At 51.6% G+C, this 19,403-nt stretch carries 21 protein-coding genes and 1 pseudogene; 1 reads left to right on the forward strand and 21 read right to left on the reverse strand.

The window, feature by feature from the left end; translation table 11 throughout:
* Positions 1–5 precede the first annotated feature (5 nt).
* Positions 6–1,331 carry a DUF512 domain-containing protein gene (locus tag ACESZP_RS10170; protein ID WP_499708959.1) on the reverse strand — a complete coding sequence of 442 codons (1,326 nt, stop codon included), beginning with the start codon at positions 1,329–1,331 and terminating at the stop codon, positions 6–8.
* A 160-nt stretch (positions 1,332–1,491) separates the two neighbouring features.
* Between ACESZP_RS10170 and ACESZP_RS10175 the strand changes: the two genes are divergently transcribed.
* Positions 1,492–2,676, forward strand: a complete 1,185-nt coding sequence (locus tag ACESZP_RS10175) for a ribose-phosphate pyrophosphokinase (RefSeq protein ID WP_499708960.1) — start codon at positions 1,492–1,494, stop codon at positions 2,674–2,676.
* A gap of 90 nt (positions 2,677–2,766) precedes the next feature.
* Here the strand turns inward: ACESZP_RS10175 and pgeF are convergent, their stop codons facing one another.
* From pgeF to ftsY, 20 genes and pseudogenes are all read right to left on the reverse strand, one after another.
* Positions 2,767–3,666: a peptidoglycan editing factor PgeF gene (gene pgeF, locus ACESZP_RS10180; RefSeq protein WP_499708961.1), complete on the reverse strand. Its 900-nt coding sequence runs from the start codon at positions 3,664–3,666 to the stop codon at positions 2,767–2,769.
* A 93-nt stretch (positions 3,667–3,759) separates the two neighbouring features.
* Positions 3,760–4,119, reverse strand: a complete 360-nt coding sequence (locus ACESZP_RS10185; RefSeq protein ID WP_178038702.1) for a YraN family protein — start codon at positions 4,117–4,119, stop codon at positions 3,760–3,762.
* Positions 4,120–4,273: 154 nt separating this feature from the next.
* Complete coding sequence (rnhB, locus tag ACESZP_RS10190; RefSeq protein WP_178038701.1) at positions 4,274–4,942, reverse strand: ribonuclease HII; 669 nt, start codon at positions 4,940–4,942, stop codon at positions 4,274–4,276.
* Between the two features lie 10 nt (positions 4,943–4,952).
* On the reverse strand, positions 4,953–5,531 hold the full coding sequence (lepB, locus tag ACESZP_RS10195) for a signal peptidase I (RefSeq protein ID WP_178038700.1): 579 nt from the start codon (positions 5,529–5,531) through the stop codon (positions 4,953–4,955).
* A gap of 2 nt (positions 5,532–5,533) precedes the next feature.
* Positions 5,534–6,391 (reverse strand): ribosome biogenesis GTPase YlqF, encoded by an 858-nt coding sequence (ylqF, locus tag ACESZP_RS10200; RefSeq protein WP_178038699.1) that lies wholly within the window; start codon positions 6,389–6,391, stop codon positions 5,534–5,536.
* 21 nt (positions 6,392–6,412) lie between these two features.
* Positions 6,413–6,991: a signal peptidase I gene (gene lepB, locus ACESZP_RS10205; RefSeq protein ID WP_178038698.1), complete on the reverse strand. Its 579-nt coding sequence runs from the start codon at positions 6,989–6,991 to the stop codon at positions 6,413–6,415.
* Positions 6,992–7,134: 143 nt separating this feature from the next.
* A complete protein-coding gene (rplS, locus tag ACESZP_RS10210) occupies positions 7,135–7,482 on the reverse strand; it encodes a 50S ribosomal protein L19 (protein WP_178038697.1) in 348 nt (115 codons plus the stop codon).
* A gap of 253 nt (positions 7,483–7,735) precedes the next feature.
* On the reverse strand, positions 7,736–9,136 hold the full coding sequence (locus ACESZP_RS10215; protein WP_499708962.1) for an MATE family efflux transporter: 1,401 nt from the start codon (positions 9,134–9,136) through the stop codon (positions 7,736–7,738).
* Between the two features lie 76 nt (positions 9,137–9,212).
* Positions 9,213–10,595, reverse strand: a complete 1,383-nt coding sequence (locus ACESZP_RS10220) for a uracil-xanthine permease family protein (RefSeq protein WP_499708963.1) — start codon at positions 10,593–10,595, stop codon at positions 9,213–9,215.
* Between the two features lie 92 nt (positions 10,596–10,687).
* On the reverse strand, positions 10,688–12,064 hold the full coding sequence (locus ACESZP_RS10225; RefSeq protein WP_499708964.1) for an MATE family efflux transporter: 1,377 nt from the start codon (positions 12,062–12,064) through the stop codon (positions 10,688–10,690).
* Complete coding sequence (locus ACESZP_RS10230; RefSeq protein ID WP_499709046.1) at positions 12,064–12,744, reverse strand: HAD family hydrolase; 681 nt, start codon at positions 12,742–12,744, stop codon at positions 12,064–12,066. The genes ACESZP_RS10225 and ACESZP_RS10230 overlap by 1 nt, the downstream gene beginning before the upstream one ends.
* A pseudogene (gene trmD, locus ACESZP_RS10235) lies at positions 12,724–13,446 on the reverse strand (tRNA (guanosine(37)-N1)-methyltransferase TrmD); the annotation flags it as partial. The pseudogene trmD and the gene ACESZP_RS10230, both read right to left, overlap by 21 nt.
* Complete coding sequence (gene rimM / locus ACESZP_RS10240; RefSeq protein WP_178038692.1) at positions 13,446–13,952, reverse strand: ribosome maturation factor RimM; 507 nt, start codon at positions 13,950–13,952, stop codon at positions 13,446–13,448. The gene rimM and the pseudogene trmD, both read right to left, overlap by 1 nt.
* 125 nt (positions 13,953–14,077) lie before the next feature.
* Positions 14,078–14,308 carry a KH domain-containing protein gene (locus tag ACESZP_RS10245; RefSeq protein WP_158362258.1) on the reverse strand — a complete coding sequence of 77 codons (231 nt, stop codon included), beginning with the start codon at positions 14,306–14,308 and terminating at the stop codon, positions 14,078–14,080.
* A gap of 12 nt (positions 14,309–14,320) precedes the next feature.
* A complete protein-coding gene (rpsP, locus tag ACESZP_RS10250; RefSeq protein WP_158362256.1) occupies positions 14,321–14,566 on the reverse strand; it encodes a 30S ribosomal protein S16 in 246 nt (81 codons plus the stop codon).
* Between the two features lie 48 nt (positions 14,567–14,614).
* Positions 14,615–15,967: a signal recognition particle protein gene (gene ffh, locus ACESZP_RS10255; protein WP_499708965.1), complete on the reverse strand. Its 1,353-nt coding sequence runs from the start codon at positions 15,965–15,967 to the stop codon at positions 14,615–14,617.
* Complete coding sequence (gene ylxM / locus ACESZP_RS10260) at positions 15,968–16,300, reverse strand: YlxM family DNA-binding protein (RefSeq protein WP_499708966.1); 333 nt, start codon at positions 16,298–16,300, stop codon at positions 15,968–15,970. It lies immediately after the preceding gene.
* Between the two features lie 91 nt (positions 16,301–16,391).
* A complete protein-coding gene (locus ACESZP_RS10265) occupies positions 16,392–16,970 on the reverse strand; it encodes a manganese efflux pump MntP (RefSeq protein WP_499708967.1) in 579 nt (192 codons plus the stop codon).
* A 238-nt stretch (positions 16,971–17,208) separates the two neighbouring features.
* Entirely contained in the window at positions 17,209–18,420 is a 1,212-nt protein-coding gene (gene ilvA / locus ACESZP_RS10270) for a threonine ammonia-lyase (protein ID WP_178038689.1), read from the reverse strand.
* 37 nt (positions 18,421–18,457) lie between these two features.
* Positions 18,458–19,396 carry a signal recognition particle-docking protein FtsY gene (gene ftsY / locus ACESZP_RS10275; protein WP_178038688.1) on the reverse strand — a complete coding sequence of 313 codons (939 nt, stop codon included), beginning with the start codon at positions 19,394–19,396 and terminating at the stop codon, positions 18,458–18,460.
* Positions 19,397–19,403: the final 7 nt, after the last annotated feature.

The raw sequence follows: 19,403 nt of genomic DNA on the forward strand, positions 1-19,403 counted from the left end.
CTATCTTAATTCTCAGATCGGCCGAGTACGGCATCCAGAAAAGATTTTCCGTCTGATTTTACAATAGTTATGGGCACTTGTAAAGCCCCGGACAGTTCTTCCACGGTCACATCGTCCAGGAATACCTGCTCGCCGCTCTTCATCATATGCTCGGTCAGCAGAAGCTCCTCGCCCAGGTTCAGGTCGGCTAACTGCTTTTTCAGATCCTGTCCGGTCAGAAGGCCGGCCACGGTAATCTTACCGCCAAAAAACTCATTTTTCACGGCTTTTACCTGCAAATCCAGTTTTGGATATTTGGCTTTAATCTCCTGACCAAGCTCTTCGAGAATCGGCGCTGCCAGTTCGCCGGTGGCTATGGTCACACGGCGCTCGCAATCGTCTCCAGCCAGGGCTGCCAGTTCTTCACGCACCTCTTCTTGCAGAAGCCTTATCATACCGACGCCATTTTCCAATTGCATGTATCCGTCGTAGCTGTCTTCTGTCGGAATCTCCTCCTCTGCCAGCAGATACCACTCGTCGCCTGCGTGAATGAAATGGCTGCCATATTCTTTATAGAGACGATCCTGCCAGCTGTGAATCAGGGCCAGCACTGCGCACGCGTCCTTTTTTGTAAAAGGTTCCAGAGGATACAGGCCGTCCCGATAACGGGTCAGTCCCACCGGCACCACCGAGACACTCTGCAGATAAGGCAGATATTTTACCAGCTGCTCAATGCTGTATTCCAGCTCTTTACCGTCGTTGACACCTTTGCAGAGCACAATCTGACCGTTCATAACAATGCCCGCCTCATAGAAACGATCCACCTTTTTGAGGGCGTCCCCGGCGAAGCGGTTATGAAGCATCTGACAGCGAAGCTCCGGGTGCATGGCCTGGAAGGAAATATTAATAGGCTCCATGCGGTAGGTGATGATGCGCTGTACATCCTCGTCACTCATATTGGTAAGGGTCACATAATTGCCCTGCAAAAAAGAAAGCCGGGAATCATCGTCCTTGAAATACAGGGTATCCCGCATGCCCTTCGGCAATTGATCAATAAAACAGAAGATACATTTATTGCTGCAGGAACGATAATCGTCCATCATGCCATTTTCAAACTCGATGCCTAAATCGTCCTCGTATTCCTTCTCGATTTCCAGCTCCCACTCCTCGCCGTCTGCCTTGCGGACCAGAATCTCCAGATATTCCTCATTGATCAGATAGTGATAGTCAAAGACGTCTTTCACCGGCTGGCCGTTCACAGCCACCAGCACGTCTCCCGGCTCCAGCTCCAGCTCTTCGGCAATGCTGCCCGATTCTATGGTTTTGATTACGTGTTCTTTCGTTTTTTTCATATTTTCGCAAAAACTCCTTCTTTTCCATTTACCATCATACATTATTTGAAAATAAAAAGCAATCTGTCTTGACGATCTGTATCGGAAAATGGTATAAATGATATGTAGTATGTTTTCACTAACATATCGAAATTTACGTCATATTATTCGGAGGACAGTCATGTCAGAAACAAATCAGTTTGACAATATTTTACCCATCGCGCCGCTGAAAATCGCCGCTCTGGAAGGCAGCATGTATTTTGCCAGGAAGGTGGACAACTATCTGGTGGATTTTCGTAAGACCGCCAATATGCAGCACCGCGATAACGTATATTTTCAGGAGTATGCTCAGGATTCCTACCTGGTAGACTGCTCTTGTCCCCGTTTCGGAACCGGTGAAGCGAAAGGCCGTCTCGGTGAATCCGTCCGCGGAAGCGACCTGTTTGTCATCGTGGACGTCTGCAACTACAGCATCACTTACAATGTCTGTGGCCATGAGAATCACATGTCTCCGGACGATCATTATCAGGATCTGAAGCGTATCATTTCCGCTGCCACCGGTAAGGCACACCGCATCAATGTGGTGATTCCGTTCCTTTATGAGGGCCGCCAGCACCGCCGTACCAGCCGTGAGTCTCTGGACTGCGCGCTGGCCCTGCAGGAGCTTCAGAATATGGGTGTTACCAATATCATCACCTTCGACGCCCATGACCCGCGTGTACAGAACGCCACCCCTCTGAACGGCTTTGATAATTTCCAGCCGCCTTATCAGTTTATGAAAGCGTTGCTGCGCACCGAACCGGATCTGCAGGTGGATAACGATCACCTGATGATCATCGCCCCTGATGAGGGCGCCATGGAGCGTGCGGTATACTTCTCCAACGTCCTGGGTATCGACCTGGGTATGTTCTATAAAAGAAGAGACTACTCCACCATCGTAAATGGCAAGAATCCCATCGTAGCCCATGAGTTCCTGGGAACCTCCCTGACCGGCAAGGACGTCATCATCATCGACGATATGATCTCCTCCGGCGGAAGTATGCTGGATGTGGCTAAGCAGATGAAGGAGCGGGGTGTGCGCAACGTCTATGTCTGCTGCACCTTCGGCCTTTTCACCGATGGCTTTGAAAAGTTCGACGAGTACTACGAGAAGGGCTACATCAAGCGTATCGTCACCACGAACCTGAACTACCGCTCTCCGGAGCTTCTTGAGAAGCCCTACTACACCGAAGCGGATATGACCAAATTCCTGGCTACGATTATTGATACCATGAATCATGACACTCCGATTGGAAAGATCAACAACCCGACCGAGAAGATCCGGAAGCTCCTGGAAAAGAGACAGAACGGAGAGCTTAGGAAATAAATCAGAACTCCGATAAAACAGGGGCCGATGCAAAATTATCGAAATGGATAGAATTGCATCGGCCTTATTTTTTATCCCAAATTAACCACTCTATTTCAGCATCAGGAACGCCCCCAGATTTCCGCGCTTTCCATGGGACGCCCGGTGGCTGAATAAAAGAGAGGGATTACAGCAGGTGCAGAGATCCGTGACTGCTGTGTGCTCCGGCAGAATTCCTGCTTCCCGGAAAATCAGCTCGTTGGCTCTCCAGAGATTCAGCTGGTACTTGCCATTTTCTTTGGCATAGTATAATTCCGGCCAGTATTCCTTTGAAAACGCCTTCCGGAACTCTTCGATCACATCGGCGCTCACCTCATAGCAGTCCTGACAGATAGAGGGACCGATAACTGCCCGGATGTCCGATGGGTTACTTCCATATTCTTCCTGCATTCGTTCTACTGTCTTTTTCCCGATCTTTCCCACCGTACCCCGCCAGCCGGAATGGGACAGGCCGATGGCCTTCTTTACCGGATCCACAAAATACAGCGGTACGCAGTCCGCGTAAAAGGTGGCCAGCACGAGCCCCGGCACATTGGTAATCAGACCATCTATGTCGGTGTAGTCCTTTGGGCGCGCAAAACCCTTGCCCCGATCGGCTTCGGTGACAGCCCGGATGTTCGTGGTATGGGTCTGATCAGAGCAGACCAGATCGGCGCAGTCGAAGCCCACAGCTTCGCCCAGCCTCCGATAGTTTTCCCGTACCGCTTCTTCCCTGTCGCCACGGGTGAAGCTTACGTTCATGGTACTGCAGACGCCCTCGCTAACGCCGCCCAGACGGGTGGAAAAGGCGTGGGTAACGATGCCGGTTTCCTCCAGAAGGGAAAATTGTAAAAACGGAACGCCTGCACGCTCCACCAGGTGTGTCGTTATTCTGTCTTTTACTTTTTTCCATTCATAGACATTCTCTCTGTCCAGCTTCGTCATCTCAACCGCTGCCTGTTTCTGTTCCATTCGATTTTCTCCTTTGCATTGCCACCGATGTCTTTCCTTCTTCACTGTATTTATTTTACTTTTAAACTTTTCTTGATTGAATATTATATTTATTCAATAAAAACAATAAGGAAAGGCATCCCGAATCAGCCGGATGTTCCTCCCCTGAATCGCCACCACATCAAATCGACAGGCCTGCCCGTCCGAAACGCGGTGCTTCATCCGGTAATAATCAGCCACCTTACATATCTTCTGCTGCTTCCGTAGATTTACGGCCTCTGCCGGAGTCCCGTAAGCCGCGTTCCTCCGATATTTTACCTCTATAAATACAAGTGCGCTGCCGTCCCGGGCGATAATGTCAATCTCACCCAGACGGCAGCGAAAATTCTGTTCCAGTATCTCATAGCCCTGCGCCTTCAGAAACACAGCGGCCAAAGCTTCCTCTTCCGTGCCGATTTGACGGCGGTTTTGCATAGAAGCCTCCTAAATTTTTTCAGCGCATCTTCTTGAATTGTAAACAATTCAAGAAGCATCGGATATTCATCCGATGTGAAAAGAATAGCAAAAACAAGCTTACAAGCAAGCTTGACACTTGTTTTCACTATCCTTTTCGCGCCCTCTAAATTATTTACGTATAGTTTTTAATAAAGGTTCTGCGATGAATCGGCGTCGGCCCCAGTTCTTTCAAAGCCGCGATATGCTGCGCCGAGCCGTAGCCCTTATTGGACGCGAAGCCGTATCCCGGGTAAATCTCCTCGTATTCCACCATCATATGATCCCTGGTGACCTTGGCAATGATGCTGGCCGCCGCAATGGACACACTCTTGGCGTCGCCCTTGATAATGGGAACCTGGGGAATCTCCACCAGCGGAATCGTCACTGCGTCATTTAACAGGACGGACGGCTGCACCTTCAGATTGGAAATCGCCATCCGCATGGCCTCATAGGTGGCCTGCAGAATGTTGATCTCGTCGATACGGGCCGGGCTGATAACGCCGATGCCCGTCGCCACCGCCTTTTCCATAATCTCATCGTACAAAAGCTCACGCTTTTTCTCCGACAGCTTCTTAGAATCGTTAAGATAGAGAATCTCACAGTCTGGTGACAGAATCACAGCTCCGGCCACCACCGGGCCTGCCAGCGGTCCTCTGCCCACCTCGTCGATGCCGCAGACGGCTCCATAGCCCCCGTACTGATGCTCAAAGGAACGCATGCCCTCCAGACGCTCCCGCTCCTTCGCTAATTTTTCCTGTTTCCGCTGCTCCCGCTCCACGCGCAGCTGCTCTGTCTTTGTCATAATCCCGCCTCTACTGATGCTTCAAAATGCCGAAAGAATCCAGGGGCCAGATACGCAGCCATGCCCGTCCGATGATCTCTTTCCGGTGAATCAGCGCCACGCTGGGATCACGGCTGTCTGAGCTGTAGTTCCGGTTATCGCCCAACACGAAATACTCATCATCACCCAGGGTAATGGGCTCCGCAGCCAGTCCTGCGTCCTGCATGACCTCGCGGCCATAGGATTCCTCAAGCACCTCTCCGTTGATATAAATCTCACCATCTGCAATCTGCACGGTCTCACCCGGCAGTCCGATGATACGTTTGATATAATACGTATTATCCTTGTAGCGGAACGGAAACACAATAATGTCAAACCGCTCCGGATCGTGGAACCGATATGTAAGCTTATCCACGATCAACTGATCGCCGTCGTCCAGGGTATTTTCCATAGACTCACCGCTCACATGGGTCCGCTGCCCTACAAAGGTAATAATCAGAAATGTGATAGCCAGAACAATGCCCACATATACCAGCATGCCGAGAAGCTCCCGCATAACATTCGGCTTCTCTTCTGTCTCGATATCCTCTCTGTTATCTCTCTGTTCCATTGTCAGTCCTCCTGCGCCTGTTCCGGCAGCTCCAGTGTGATTTTGCCCAGCTTTCCACTCCGGAAATCTTCCAGCAGGATAGCTGCAGCCTTGGTCAGATCCGGTTCTCCGCCCTTCATCAGGCAGCCCCTTCGCTTCGCGATCTCTCCCAAAAGCTCCACCTCGCCAAGCGCCTCATCTGCGTCATATCGCTCGTTGATGGTGCCGCTGTACCTGCTTTTCAGAAGCTTCAAAAGTTCCAGAGACAACTCCTCTGTATTCAAAATTTCTTCTTTAATGGAACCAATCATAGCCAGCTTGATACCCACCTCCTGGTCCTCAAACTTTGGCCAGAGGATACCCGGGGTGTCTAAGAGTTCCACCTGCTTATTCAGGCGCACCCACTGGGCGCCCTTGGTGACGCCGGGCTTATTGCCGGTCTTGGTGCAGGCCTTGCCCGCAAAGCTGTTGATAAAGGTAGACTTGCCCACGTTGGGGATACCCGCCACCATGGCGCGGACTGGACGGTTCAGGATACCTCTTCTTCGATCGCGCTCAATTTTCTCCTTGCAGGCTTCCTGGACAGCCGCGTTCACACTCTTAAAGCCTGCACCGCTGCGGGAATTGAGCTTCACCACCTGGAAGCCCTTTGCCCGAAAATAAGCGCTCCAGGCCTCGTTGGCCGCCTCGTCCGCCAGATCGGACTTATTTAACAGGAGCAGTCTCGCCTTATTGCGGCCCAGATCGTCGATGTCAGGATTTCGGCTGCTCAGGGGCACGCGGGCGTCCACCAGCTCGATGACCAGATCCACCAGCTTGATATTCTCCTGCATCATTCTCCGGGCCTTGGTCATATGTCCCGGATACCACTGTATATTCATCGTTCATTCTCCATTTTCTATCTATTTCAACCACCCGAAGCGCTCCCCGGGCGTCACCACAAACCAGGCCCTGCCCAGTATATCTTCCTTTTTTACATTGCCGATGTTGGCGCTTCGGCTGTCCTCACTGTTGTTGCGGTTATCGCCCAGCACGAAATATTCGTCCGTTCCCAGCTTTACGCCTTCCTCAGCCAGTCCTGCGTCCTGCATGCTTTCGGTCTGCACGGTCTCGTTCAGCAGCTCGCCGTTGACAAAGACGCGGCCGCTCTTGATGGTGACGGTGTCGCCGGGCTTTCCTACCACCCGCTTGATGTGGTAATGGGCGTTCTGGTTGCCGTTGGGCTTAAACACAATCAAATCTCCGTAGGACGGTGACTTCACTTCATAAATCAGACGGTTAATTAACACCTTATCGCCGCTTTTCAGGGTTGGCTCCATGGACTCGCCCACATTGCTTAAGGAATAACCGAAAAACCAGACCACCATACAGCCTACCACAAAGGCCAGAATAATCTCTCCTATCCAGACTGTCGCTCCCTGCAGAGCGGACAGATTGATTGTTCTTTTTCTCCGTCGGAAATTTAATCCTCTTCTACGCATCGTTACGCCTCCACAACCTTTCCAAACAGGATTCTGCCCCTGCAAAATCCCCGCCTGCCCGGAGGGCCTTTCCTGTGTCCCAAAGCTACATGAAAGAAAAAGGGAGAATTTTCATTCTCCCTCTTATCTTTACAACTTCGTGATTATTTTACAAGCTCTTTCACCTTTGCGCGCTTTCCTACACGTCCTCTTAAGTAGTTCAGTTTCGCACGTCTTACCTTACCATGACGAACAACCTCAACCTTCTCTACGTTCGGGGAATGCAGCGGCCATGTCTTCTCAACGCCTACGCCGTTGGAATTCTTTCTTACAGTAAAGGTAGCGCGGGCTCCGCCGCCCTGCTTCTTCAGTACGATACCCTCGAATACCTGAATACGCTCACGGTTACCCTCTTTGATCTTACCGTAAACCTTTACGGTATCTCCTACCTTAAACTCCGGTACTTCAGCCTTCAGCTGCTCAGCCTCAATGTTCTTAATAATCTCGTTCATTTCGTTGTCTCCTCCTTATTTTCTGGATGTTCTTACCGCCAGTACAAAGGACCCGAAACCGCACCGGAGGCCGGCGCGTATCTGTCTCGCTTCTCTCTCGATCTTATCAAATAGAATTCTGCCAAAAGATGCCCTTTCCGACTGCTGCAGCAGCGGACCATCTGCTTTTTTATCACAACGTGGTTAATTTTATCATAGGAATCCTGAAAATGCAAGGATTTCTTTCTATCATTTTCATATAATTTTCTTAATTTTATTTTAAAGCGCCCACCTGAATCCAGCGTCCCCGCAGAAGCCGGATCAGGAAAAAGATACCGCGGCAGATAAGTTCCACCGCCATAGTCGCCCAGACGCCTAAGACCCCGAACTGTCTGGTAAATAAGAGCACCGTCACCACACGGATGCCCCACATGCTGCACAGATTGATGCGAAACGGACCCTTGCCGTCTCCCGCGCCCCGGAGCGCTCCGATAACCACGATACTGACCGCAAACAGCGGCTCGGAAAAGGCCACAATGCGAAGCGCCCGGGTACTTAGAGCAATCACCTCTGCTTCTCCTGTCAGCAGTCTGGTAAGTATCGGAGCAAAACAGAACAAGAGCGTGCCGGTACAGCTTACCAGCAGGAAGCCCACCAGCGTCGTACCGTAGGCAAAGCGCTTCGCCATATCCTTTCGAGCAGCGCCAATGCTCTGTCCCACCAGCGCCGTCGCAGCCGCCGCCACGCCGTAAGCCGGAAGGTAACAGATTCCTTCCGTCTGCACCGCCACATAGTTGGCTGCCACCGCCACCGGCCCCATGCCAGTTACAACGCCGGTCATGACAATCTGCGCCAGACACAGAGTGCTGCGTTCCAGTGCCGCCGGGAGAGCCAGAAACCAGGTATTTTTCATGCAGACCTTTGTAAAACGCCATGTTTCACCGCCCTGAAGCTTCAATGGACCTTTTCGAATCAGCAGAAATGCCAGCAGCGTCAGGCCTACACAGGCCTGGGCAAGACCGGTCCCGATGGCCGCGCCCCGGACGCCGAGTCCCGCGCCCCAGATAGTCCTATTTCCTATTTGTCTGACAGGGTTAATCAGAAAGAAATTGAAAATCACATCCAGCACGCACATGCCCACATTCATGATGCTCGGAAGCACCACATTGCCGCTGCACCGGAAAATGCTGGAATAGATGGCCGACGCCATACTGAAAGGCACAAAAAATGCCACCGTACAGAAATATGCCCGCGCATAGGGCGCAATCTCCGCCTCCGCGCCGAGAATGGCAGGCAGAAACTGACTGATACCGATGACCACTGCCCCGAAGGCCGTACCGAAAATCACATTAAAAAGAATAGCCTGACAGAGCACATCCCGGCTGTCACTCTCCCGTCCCGCGCCCAGATACTGGGCTACCTGCACGGAAAAGCCGATGGCCGCAGCATTGACAAAGGCATTCATGAACCAGATACTGCTGGCCACAACACCGATGGCTGCTGTAGCCTGATAACCCAGGCCCCCCACCATGGCTGTATCGATATAACTCATAAGAGTCATTACGAGCTGCTCCAGGATCGCCGGAACAGACAGGGAAACCACCAGCTTCATCTGTTCTTTTACCGGAATTGCCTCGCCTGCGCGCAGGCGGGCGCTCACCTCAAGCATGTTCATAATGACTCTCCTGTTACACCGTAATGCGCAGAAATCACGCCAACAGCGTGATTTCCGGCTTACTTATATAAATGATTTACGCATGAATACCGCGGTTCTCGTCGCCGGTTTCATTTACACCGAACTCATAATCATTGCCCGGCAGAATCATGTTCAGCAGGATGCCTGCGATGGCTGCGATAGCCAGTGCAGTCAGGGTAATCGGGGTGCCGCCTACCGTGAAGGTGATGCCGCTGCTGAAGCCCAGTCCGCATACAAAGATAACGCCTGCGATAATCAGGTTTCTGGACTTAGTCAAATCTACCTTGTTCTCTACCACGTTACGCACGCCGATGGCAGAAATCATACCATACAGCATGAAGCTGACGCCGCCGATGATAGCAGACGGCATGGTACTGATGATAGCGGATACCTTCGGAATAAAGCTTACGATAATAGCGAAAACTGCTGCAATCCGGATAACCCGCGGGTCATGGACACGGCTCAGCTCCAATACGCCGGTGTTCTCGCCGTAAGTGGTGTTCGCAGGTCCGCCCAGGAAACCAGCCATGGAGGTAGCCAGACCGTCGCCCAGCAGGGTTCTGTGAAGACCCGGATTTGCGATGAAGTTCTCTCCTACGGTAGCGGAAATCGCGGACATATCGCCCACGTGCTCCATCATGGTAGCGATGGCGATGGGCGCCATAACCAGAATGGCGGTTACGTCAAATTTGCAGATCTGAAGAGGCGGAACTCCTACCCAGCCGGAAGTAGCGATGGCTGAGAAGTTCAGGATAGCAGAGCCGTCCGGATTTGTCATGCCTGCCATGGTCATCAGAAGAGCGACCACATAGGAAATCATAACGCCCATCAGGATGGGGATAATCTTGAACATTCCCTTGCCCCAGATATTGAATACGATGATGACAGCCAGAGCAACCAGTGCCAGGAACCAGTTGGTGGAAGCATTGTTGATGGCAGATCCTGCCAGGCTCAGTCCGATACAGATGATAACCGGTCCGGTCACAACCGGCGGGAGGAAACGCATCACGCGCTTTACGCCTACCAGGCGGATAATCAGGGCCAGTACCAGATACAGAAGACCTGCCACTACGACACCGCCGCAGGCATAAGCCGCTTTGTCATTGACGCTCATGGTGGCGTACATGCCGGTATCCAGATGTGCTACGGTAGAAAATCCACTCAAGAAAGCGAATGAGGATCCCAGGAATGCCGGAACCTTAAACTTGGTGCAGACATGGAACAGCAGGGTTCCAAAGCCCGCGCAGAACAGTGTTACAGCTACGGTCAGTCCTCTTGTCGGTCCCTCTCCGCAGGCATCCACGAAATAGCTGTTGACCAGAATCGGAACCAGAATCGTAGCTCCGAACATGGCGAACATGTGCTGCAGACCCAGAATCAGCATCTTGGGTATACCCAGTTTTCTGGCATCACGAATTACTCCATTTGATTCATTCATAACGTTCTCCTTCGTTTGATAAGATATACTTGTTTATAGTAGCTTAATCTTATTTATTATAGTGACATTTGTCCTTGATTACAAGAACTTTTTCATCGAACCGCAGAATTTTCTGTCTCCCTGGTAATATAGAAAAAGGTCAGCACAAAAATGATACCTTTTACAATGGATGTGGAGGAGAACGCCCACCAGATACCGGTCAGCCCCATACGTCCGCCCAAAAGAACGGCCAACGGAATCCGGGCGCTGGTGAAGCTAATGCTGATAATGCTGCAAAGGCGGGTTCGTCCAAGTCCCGATAAAGCCCCCACCGTCATCAGCTCTTCGCACATAAAGCCCTCACAGAAGCCAATGATAATCAGATAACCGACTGCAATGGAAATGGCTTCCGGCTCATAGAAAAAGATTTTCGCAATGGGCCCGGGCAGTAAAACAAAGGCCAATGTGATCAAAAATCCCCAGACTCCCACAGTCCAAAGTGAAGCCCGGTAGCCTTTTTTTACCCGGTCCATTTTTCCCGCTCCATAATTCTGGCCGATAAAGGCATTCAGAGCCGCCGCGAAGCCATCTGCCGTATTCCAGGAGACGGATTCAATCTGACCGCCCACCCGCTGTACCGCCACCGCTGCTGCGCCGTAAGCAGACACCATCCGGGTCAGCACCATGGAAATGGCGCAGTAAGCCATGCCCTGCAGGGCTGTGGGAATACCGATTTTACAGATGCCCTTCAGATATTTCGACGGGATCTTCGCATAGAGGTGAATGCCCTTCAGCACATTTTCATTTTTCCGGAACACCACGCCCAGCACCATGATTCCCATTACGATAAACTGTGCCGTCACGGTAGCAATGGCAGCCCCGACCGCTCCCAGCTTCGGAAACGGACCAAGTCCCAGAATCAGCACCGGATCCAGAATCATATTGATCGCCAGACCGATGAGGTTCGCCACAAAAGGCGTCTTGGAATCGCCCTGGGCTGTATACAATCCGGTCAGTGTCAGTGTCAGAAATGAAAATACCAGCAGACCGCAGGCCACCCGTGTGTAGGAAAAGGCCGCATCCAGCGCTTCCGGATCCGTCAGCTTGAAAAAGCCTACCAGCGGATGCAGAAATATCACACACATGGCTGAAAAAGCCAGTCCCGTCAAAAGTGACAGCTGCACTGCTGCCTGGGCGTAGCCATGGGCTTCTTCCCAATCGCCCCGGCCAATATACTGGGCCACCTGCACCTGACCGCCCATACGGGACATAGATGCCAACCCTTGCGAAAGCCAGATATACATACCGCCCACTCCGACGCCTGCCACAGCCTTAGAGCCCAGCTGTCCTATCCAGGCCATATCGGTAATATTATATAAGGTCCCAAGAAAAGACGAAGCCATGATAGGAATCGCCAGCTTCGTCAATGTCTTCAAAATGGGACCTTTGGTTAAATTTCCTTCCAATGTCTCTTCCCTTTTCTCTCTCATTACGGCAGGGCGCGCAAAATCGCCATACCCTCTGCCAGATCGCCGATTTTTCGATAATAATTCACATCCGGCTCCAGATCCCGGAAGCCCGGCTGTGGGACATAGACAGTCCGAAGTCCGGCCGCCCGGGCTGCCTTTACGCCGCTGAGCGAATCCTCAAAGGCGATAACCTCGGAAGGCTTTAAGCCCCCTCGCTTCATGGCCAGCCGATACAGATCCGGCGCCGGTTTTCCTGCCTGTACTTCATTTCCAAAAGCTGTACAGTCTAGCATCTCATAGATTCCGTGAAAACGCAGCATTTTCTTCGCCCGTTCCCGAATAGTACCGCTGGCCACACCTACGGTCATGCCTTTTTCTTTTGCCAGGGTCACGATTTCCTTTGCGTAAGGCATCAGGGGCATACGGCCATCCTCCAGCGCCCCGGCCATATATCCGTCGCGGATCGCGCGCAGCTCCGGTATAAGACGCGCTTCTCCGGTCACGCTCTCAATCGCACGCTCCAGCTCCTTTCCGCCGATGCCGTTCCAACTGTTCAGTGTCTCATCCGAAATGGGAATCCCCATTTTATGAAAGGCCATCTTCCAGCACTGGGCATAAAGACGCTCGGAATCAATCAGACAACCGTCCATGTCAAAGATAACGCCCTTGAAACGGCGTTTTCTCTTATTTTTCTCCTGCATTTCCTTTTGTTGCTCTCGATAAGTCTCGTAGAGATCCGGCCGCCGCTCTTTCGTCCGCAGAATAGATAGCTCCTGCCGCCAGCCTTCAATATTTGTGTGATTTCCGGACAACAGCACCGGCGGTACCTCTTTATCGTGCCACACCTCCGGGCGGCTGTACTGGGGATATTCCAGAAGTCCGTCCTGGAAGCTTTCAAACTCCGCGGACACTTCATTATTCAGCACCCCCGGCACCAGCCGGGAAATGGCGTCGATCATGACCATAGCCGGAAATTCCCCGCCGGTCAGCACATAATCGCCAATGGATACATAGTCTGTCACAATCTCTTCCAGCACACGCTCATCAACGCCCTCATAATGGCCGCAGAGGAAAATCACATCCTCTTCCTTCGCCAACTCCTCCGCCATGCCCTGATGGAAGGTGGTTCCCTGGGGCGTTACATAGATGGTCCGGGCTTTTTTCCCGATTTTCTCCGTCACCGAAGCCCAGGCCCGGTACACCGGCTCAGCCTGCATGACCATGCCCGCGCCGCCGCCGTAGGGGTAATCGTCCACTTTATTGTGCTTATTGTCTGCAAAGTCACGAATATTGATGGCATTCAAACCAATCGTTCCATTTTCGATGGCCCGGCCTGTGATGCTGGTCTTTAAACCATTTTCAATCATTTCCGGAAATAAAGTCAGCACATGATATCGGTTCATCAAAGCAGGCCCTCCGGGATACGCACGATCATTTTTGCAGCTTCCACGTCCACATCCAGAATGCAGGACGGAATCGCCGGAAGCAGGATCTCCTTGCCCTCGTCCGTCTCCACCACGTACACGTCGTTGGCTCCGGTCTGCAGCACATCCGTCAGGGTGCCGAGACGCTTCTCCTCTTCATCGTAGACGTCCATGTCAATCAGATCCACGATGAAATTTTCATTTTCCGCAAGCGGCACCGCCTGCTCTCTATCGATTAAGAGATCTTTTCCTCTGTATTTTTCGATTTCGTTAATGTCCTGAAATTCCTGAAATTTCAGAATAACCTGATTTTTGAAAAACTTTATGCCGGTGACCTTCAGAGGCATATAGTCTTTTCCTGTGTCCAGATATACCTTTTTCAGCTTCCGGAAACGCTCCGGATCATCCGTGGTCGGGAATACCTTTACCTCGCCCTTCAGACCATGTGTGGATGAAATGACGCCTACACGCAGATACTGTTCCATTGTGTTTCCTCCCTTTTTGTCATTAATAATAGAATCCTGCAAGGCAGGATTCTCCGCCTTTTATACAATAGTTCCTATTGTATAAAAGAACAGCGGGTGTCTCCACCCGCCGTCTGTGCGGAATTCTACTGAAGAATCTCCACAACTACTTTTTTCTCTTCCTTAGATGACGCTGCCTTGACAACGCTGCGAATGGCCTTGGCGATACGACCCTGTTTGCCGATTACCTTGCCCATATCAGAAGGCGCTACGCGGAGCTCGACCAGAATGGTTTTCTCATTCTCTGTCTCCGTAACGACAACCTCATCCGGATGCTCCACCAGTGATTTTGCAATCACTTCTACTAATTCTTTCATTCGATACCTCGATTATTTCTCTACGCCTGCTGCCTTCAGGATCTTGCCTACCATCTCAGTCGGCTGAGCGCCGTTTGCAAGCCACTTCTTAGCTGCCTCAACGTCTACCTTGAAAGTACTCGGATCTGTGCTCGGATCGTAGGTACCGATCTCCTCGATAAAACGACCGTCTCTCGGGGATCTGGAATCTGCTACGATGATTCTATAGAAAGGAGCTTTCTTCTGACCCATTCTTCTTAATCTAATCTTTACTGCCATTTGTTTCACCTCCGCATTTTCTGCTGTTAATATAGTATTTTTATTTATTTAAAAAGGAAAACGCATACGTCCCTTTTTACCACGTTTGCCGCCCATTCCCATCATGCCGGGCATCTGCTTCATCATCTTACGCATCTGCTCGAACTGCTTCACCAGGCGGTTGACCTCGGCGATATCCACACCTGCGCCTTTGGCAATGCGGTGCTTTCTCGACGGGTTCAGAATCTCGGGATTGGACCGCTCCTTCGGCGTCATGGAAAGAATGATCGCCTCGGTGCGCGCCATCTTCTTCTCGTCGATGGCGTTTTCAATGTCCTTCATCTGGCTTCCCAGACCCGGCATCATGGCCAGCACGCTGGAAAGACCTCCCATTTTCTTCATCTGGTTCATACTCTCCAGATAATCGTCAAAGCCAAACTGTGCTTTCTTCAGCTTCTGCGTCATGGCCTTGGCTTTTTCCTCGTCCACGGACTCCTGCGCCTTCTCAATCAGAGTCAGCACATCGCCCATACCGAGGACACGGGACGCCATACGGTCCGGATAAAACTGCTCCAGATCCGAAAGCTTCTCGCCCATACCTATATATAAAATCGGCTTTCCGGTCACTGCCTTGACAGACAGGGCCGCTCCGCCTCGGGTATCTCCGTCTAACTTGGTCAGGATGACGCCGTCGATGCCAATCTTGTCATTGAACACAGTGGCCACATTGACTGCGTCCTGTCCTGTCATGGCGTCTACGGTCAGAAGCGCCTGATCCACATGCAGATTTTCTTTGATCTCCTGCAGCTCCTCCATCATGTCTTCGTCCACATGCAGACGGCCTGCAGTATCGAGGATGACCACATTGAAGTTATTCTTCTTCGCGTACTCATAAGCGCCCTTCGCGATATTCACCGGCTTCTGATTCTCGCCCATGGTAAATACCTCTACGCCCTGCTTCTCGCCGTTGACCTGCAGCTGCTTAATCGCAGCCGGACGATAGACGTCACAGGCTACCAGCAGTACCTTGCGGCCCTTGCTTTTCAACTTTCCGGCCAGCTTGGCCGCCGTGGTGGTTTTACCGGCTCCCTGAAGACCCATCATCATCAGAACGGTCACTTCACCGGGGTTCTTCAGCTTCAGCTCCGTGGTCTCGCTGCCCATCAGGGAAATCAGTTCCTCATGGACAATCTTTACCACCTGCTGTCCCGGCGTCAGACTGTTCATCACATCCGCGCCGATGGCGCGTTCCTCTACGGACTTGATAAACTGCTTGACTACCTTAAAGCTTACGTCGGCTTCCAGAAGAGCCATCTTGACTTCCTTTAAGGATGCTTTCACATCCGCCTCGGAAAGACGTCCCTTACCCCGCAGGTTCTTAAATACATTCTGTAATTTATCAGATAAACTTTCAAATGCCATCTATAAATTCTCCAATATCCCGTTTAACTGCCGTACAAGCGCTTCCTTGTCCGGTTCTTCGGTCTCCCTTAAGGACTTTTCCATCTCTTCGATCTGCTCTTTGATGGTCACAAACTTCTCAACCAGGTGAAGCTTCGACTCGTATTCCTGCAGAATCTTGTTGCACCGCTTAATCAGATCATGCACGCCCTGGCGGCTGATACCCTTTTCCTCCGCCACCTCGCTGAAGGAATAATCGTTCAGCACCACGTCCTCGTAAATCCGCTTCTGATGATCTGTCAGCAGTTCTCCGTAAAAATCATATAGCAGCGTCTGCTCCAGAATTTTATCCATACTTCTCACCTGCCTGACTTATCATACACAATCCGGGCAGTGATGTCAAGTATTTTTTCTTGACAAAATTATTTTTCGGATATTCTGCCCTTTAACCCAGAATTCCCAGGTGCTCCAGCAGAATCTTCAGGCCGATACAGATGAGAATCACGCCGCCCGCGAATTCCGCTCTGGATTTGTACTTCATACCAAAGATATTGCCGATGCGAATACCGATGGCGGAAATCACGAAAGTTGTTACACCGATAAATGTTACGGAAGGAATCAGCGCCACGTTTAAAAAAGCCAGGGTGATCCCCACGGCCAGGGCGTCGATGCTGGTGGCTACCGCCAGCATCAGCATGGTTTTGAACGCAAATGGATTCTCTTCCTTCGGACAGACCTCCCCGTCCTCTTCTTTTCCCAGAGCCTCCCGAATCATATTGACGCCGATGATGAGAAGCAGCACAAAGGCAATCCAGTGATCGACGCTGGTGATGTAATTCTTAAACCGGCTGCCCAGCAGGTATCCAAGAAGCGGCATCAGCGCCTGAAAGCCGCCGAACCAGACACCTGCGATACAGCATTCTTTTACACCCGCCTTCTGTACCGCCAGACCCTTACAGACCGATACGGCGAAGGCGTCCATGGACAGGCCTACCGCAAGAATGAAAAGTTCTACCAATCCCATAATGAAGTTCTCCTTTTTCTTTTTACTCCGGCGCACAAGCCCCTATATAAAACAAGAGACCTACCCGCAGAATTTCTTCTGCGGATAAGTCTCGTTATTTCATACAAAACCAGGCTTTATGGCCAATGTGTTGATTTTGTCACGCCAGCCGGCGCTAACTACTCCCTTATGCACTGGTCGCTATTCTACTATATTTTTTCAACAAATGCAAGGGGAAATTCCTCATTTGCCAGATTTTTTACAGGTTGATCTTCACTAACCGCGGCCGGAAGCCTGCCTCGTCCAGCTTCTTGACGATGCGGTTCTTGTGCTCAGTACCGAAGGCCTCGATGGTGATGCGCAGCTCCACGCCCTCGTTCCGGTTGGTACCGATAAACTGATTGTGATCAAGCTTGACGATATTGCCGTTCTCGTCGGCGATGACCTGGGAGATCTTGACCATCTCTCCGGGCTTGTCCGGAAGCATGGTGGATACGGTGAAGATACGGTCTCTCTGGATCAGGCCGAACTGTACCATGGAGGACATGGTGATGATGTCCATATTTCCGCCGCTTAAGATGGAGACAATCTTCTTACCTTTCACGTTCAGGTGGTTCAGAGCCGCTACGGTCAAAAGACCGGAGTTTTCTACCACCATCTTGTGGTTCTCCACGATATCCAGGAACGCGCCGATGAGCTCGTCGTCGGTGACGGTGATGATGTCGTCCAGATTCTTCTGAATATACGGGAAAATCTTGGTTCCCGGAGTCTTCACTGCGGTACCGTCGGCGATGGTGCTGACTGTCGGCAGGGTGGTCACCTTCTTATTCTTCAGAGAAACCTGCATACAGTTGGCGCCTGCGGGCTCCACGCCGATAACCTTGATATTCGGATTCAAAAGCTTTGCCAGAGTAGACACGCCGGTGGAAAGTCCGCCGCCTCCGATGGGAACCAGAATGTAGTCTACCAGCGGCAGCTCCTTTACAATCTCCATGGCAATAGTTCCCTGGCCGGTGGCTACCGCCAGATCATCGAAGGGATGGATAAAGGTATAGCCGTGCTCCTCCGCCAGCTTATACGCATACTCACACGCCTCATCATACACGTCGCCGTGAAGCACGACCTCAGCGCCATAGCTCTTGGTACGCTCCACCTTCATCAGCGGTGTGGTGGTCGGCATCACAATGACCGCTTTTACGCCGTAGGCCTTGGCCGCGTAAGCCACGCCCTGGGCGTGATTTCCGGCGGATGCGGTAATCAATCCCTTGGAGCGCTCTTCGTCGCTTAAGGTACTGATCTTGTAGTAAGCACCGCGAATCTTGTACGCGCCGGTTACCTGCATATTTTCCGGCTTCAGATATACCTTATTGCCGGTGCGCTCGCTGAAATACGGACTGTATAACAGCTTGGTCTCGATCGCTACTTTTTTAACCACCTCTGAGGCTTCTTCGAATTTTTCCAGTGTAAGCATGTTTTTCTCCTCTTATATTGTATTTTTACAAATTTTGTCAGTCATCATTTTCCTGATGGAACAGGGCGTTCACAAATTCGTCCGCGTCAAACTTCTGCAGATCCTCGATGCTCTCACCCACGCCGATGTACTTCACCGGGATACCAAGTTCGGACTGAATTGCCACCGCGATACCGCCCTTGGCTGTGCCGTCCAGCTTCGTCAGAATGATGCCGGTGATGTCGCAGACCTCTTTGAACTGACGGGCCTGCTCCAGGGCATTCTGTCCGGTGGTGCCATCCAAGACGACCAGTGTCTCACGGAAAGCGTCCGGGTACTCCCGGTCGATAATCCGGTTGATTTTCCGAAGCTCCTCCATCAGATTCTTCTTATTGTGAAGACGTCCCGCCGTATCACAGAGTAATACGTCCGCATGCCGTGCCTTGGCCGCGCAGACTGCGTCATAAACTACGGAAGCCGGATCTGCGCCCTCGCTGCCGCCGATAATCTCCACGCCGGCCCGGTTCGCCCACTCGGTCAGCTGCTCACCTGCTGCCGCGCGGAAGGTATCTGCCGCCGCCAGAATCACCTTTTTGCCCTGATCCTTCAGCTTGCCTGCAAGCTTCCCTACCGATGTGGTCTTACCCACGCCATTGACGCCGATGACCAGCACCACGGACTTCTCCTGCTCGAAGCGGTATGCCACGTCGCCCACCTGCATCTGCTCCTTGATACTGTTGATCAGAAGCTGCTTGCATTCGGATGGCTCCTTGATGTGCTGCTCCTTCACCTTCTGCTTCAGATCCTCCAGGATAGCGTTGGTGGCATTAATGCCGATGTCGCCCATGATCAGGATCTCCTCGATCTCCTCATAGAAATCGTCGTCAATCGCGGAATATCCGCTGAAAATACTGTCAATACCGGCCGCGATGTTTGCTCTGGTCTTGGCAAGACCGGAGACCAGACGGCTGAAAAAGCCTTTTTTTTCCTCAGACATTTCATTT

This window comes from Candidatus Dorea massiliensis AP6 (assembly GCF_964245105.1).
GTDB classification, from domain to species: domain Bacteria; phylum Bacillota; class Clostridia; order Lachnospirales; family Lachnospiraceae; genus Laedolimicola; species Laedolimicola intestinihominis.

Bases quoted from the DNA above. Each gene is read 5' to 3' on its own strand.
- pgeF (WP_499708961.1), bottom strand. From the start codon at position 3,666: ATGGAACAGAAACAGGCAGCGGTTGAGATGACGAAGCTGGACAGAGAG.
- ACESZP_RS10185 (WP_178038702.1), bottom strand. From the start codon at position 4,119: ATGCAAAACCGCCGTCAAATCGGCACGGAAGAGGAAGCTTTGGCCGCT.
- ACESZP_RS10175 (WP_499708960.1), top strand. From the start codon at position 1,492: ATGTCAGAAACAAATCAGTTTGACAATATTTTACCCATCGCGCCGCTG.
- ACESZP_RS10220 (WP_499708963.1), bottom strand. From the start codon at position 10,595: ATGAATGAATCAAATGGAGTAATTCGTGATGCCAGAAAACTGGGTATA.
- ACESZP_RS10170 (WP_499708959.1), bottom strand. From the start codon at position 1,331: ATGAAAAAAACGAAAGAACACGTAATCAAAACCATAGAATCGGGCAGC.
- rpsP (WP_158362256.1), bottom strand. From the start codon at position 14,566: ATGGCAGTAAAGATTAGATTAAGAAGAATGGGTCAGAAGAAAGCTCCT.
- ACESZP_RS10230 (WP_499709046.1), bottom strand. From the start codon at position 12,744: ATGCAGGAGAAAAATAAGAGAAAACGCCGTTTCAAGGGCGTTATCTTT.
- ylqF (WP_178038699.1), bottom strand. From the start codon at position 6,391: ATGAATATACAGTGGTATCCGGGACATATGACCAAGGCCCGGAGAATG.
- rplS (WP_178038697.1), bottom strand. From the start codon at position 7,482: ATGAACGAGATTATTAAGAACATTGAGGCTGAGCAGCTGAAGGCTGAA.
- rnhB (WP_178038701.1), bottom strand. From the start codon at position 4,942: ATGACAAAGACAGAGCAGCTGCGCGTGGAGCGGGAGCAGCGGAAACAG.
- ffh (WP_499708965.1), bottom strand. From the start codon at position 15,967: ATGGCATTTGAAAGTTTATCTGATAAATTACAGAATGTATTTAAGAAC.
- ACESZP_RS10215 (WP_499708962.1), bottom strand. From the start codon at position 9,136: ATGAACATGCTTGAGGTGAGCGCCCGCCTGCGCGCAGGCGAGGCAATT.
- ACESZP_RS10265 (WP_499708967.1), bottom strand. From the start codon at position 16,970: ATGGGATTGGTAGAACTTTTCATTCTTGCGGTAGGCCTGTCCATGGAC.
- ACESZP_RS10245 (WP_158362258.1), bottom strand. From the start codon at position 14,308: ATGAAAGAATTAGTAGAAGTGATTGCAAAATCACTGGTGGAGCATCCG.
- rimM (WP_178038692.1), bottom strand. From the start codon at position 13,952: ATGGAACAGTATCTGCGTGTAGGCGTCATTTCATCCACACATGGTCTG.
- ACESZP_RS10225 (WP_499708964.1), bottom strand. From the start codon at position 12,064: ATGAGAGAGAAAAGGGAAGAGACATTGGAAGGAAATTTAACCAAAGGT.
- ftsY (WP_178038688.1), bottom strand. From the start codon at position 19,396: ATGTCTGAGGAAAAAAAAGGCTTTTTCAGCCGTCTGGTCTCCGGTCTT.
- ilvA (WP_178038689.1), bottom strand. From the start codon at position 18,420: ATGCTTACACTGGAAAAATTCGAAGAAGCCTCAGAGGTGGTTAAAAAA.
- ylxM (WP_499708966.1), bottom strand. From the start codon at position 16,300: ATGGATAAAATTCTGGAGCAGACGCTGCTATATGATTTTTACGGAGAA.
- lepB (WP_178038698.1), bottom strand. From the start codon at position 6,991: ATGCGTAGAAGAGGATTAAATTTCCGACGGAGAAAAAGAACAATCAAT.
- lepB (WP_178038700.1), bottom strand. From the start codon at position 5,531: ATGGAACAGAGAGATAACAGAGAGGATATCGAGACAGAAGAGAAGCCG.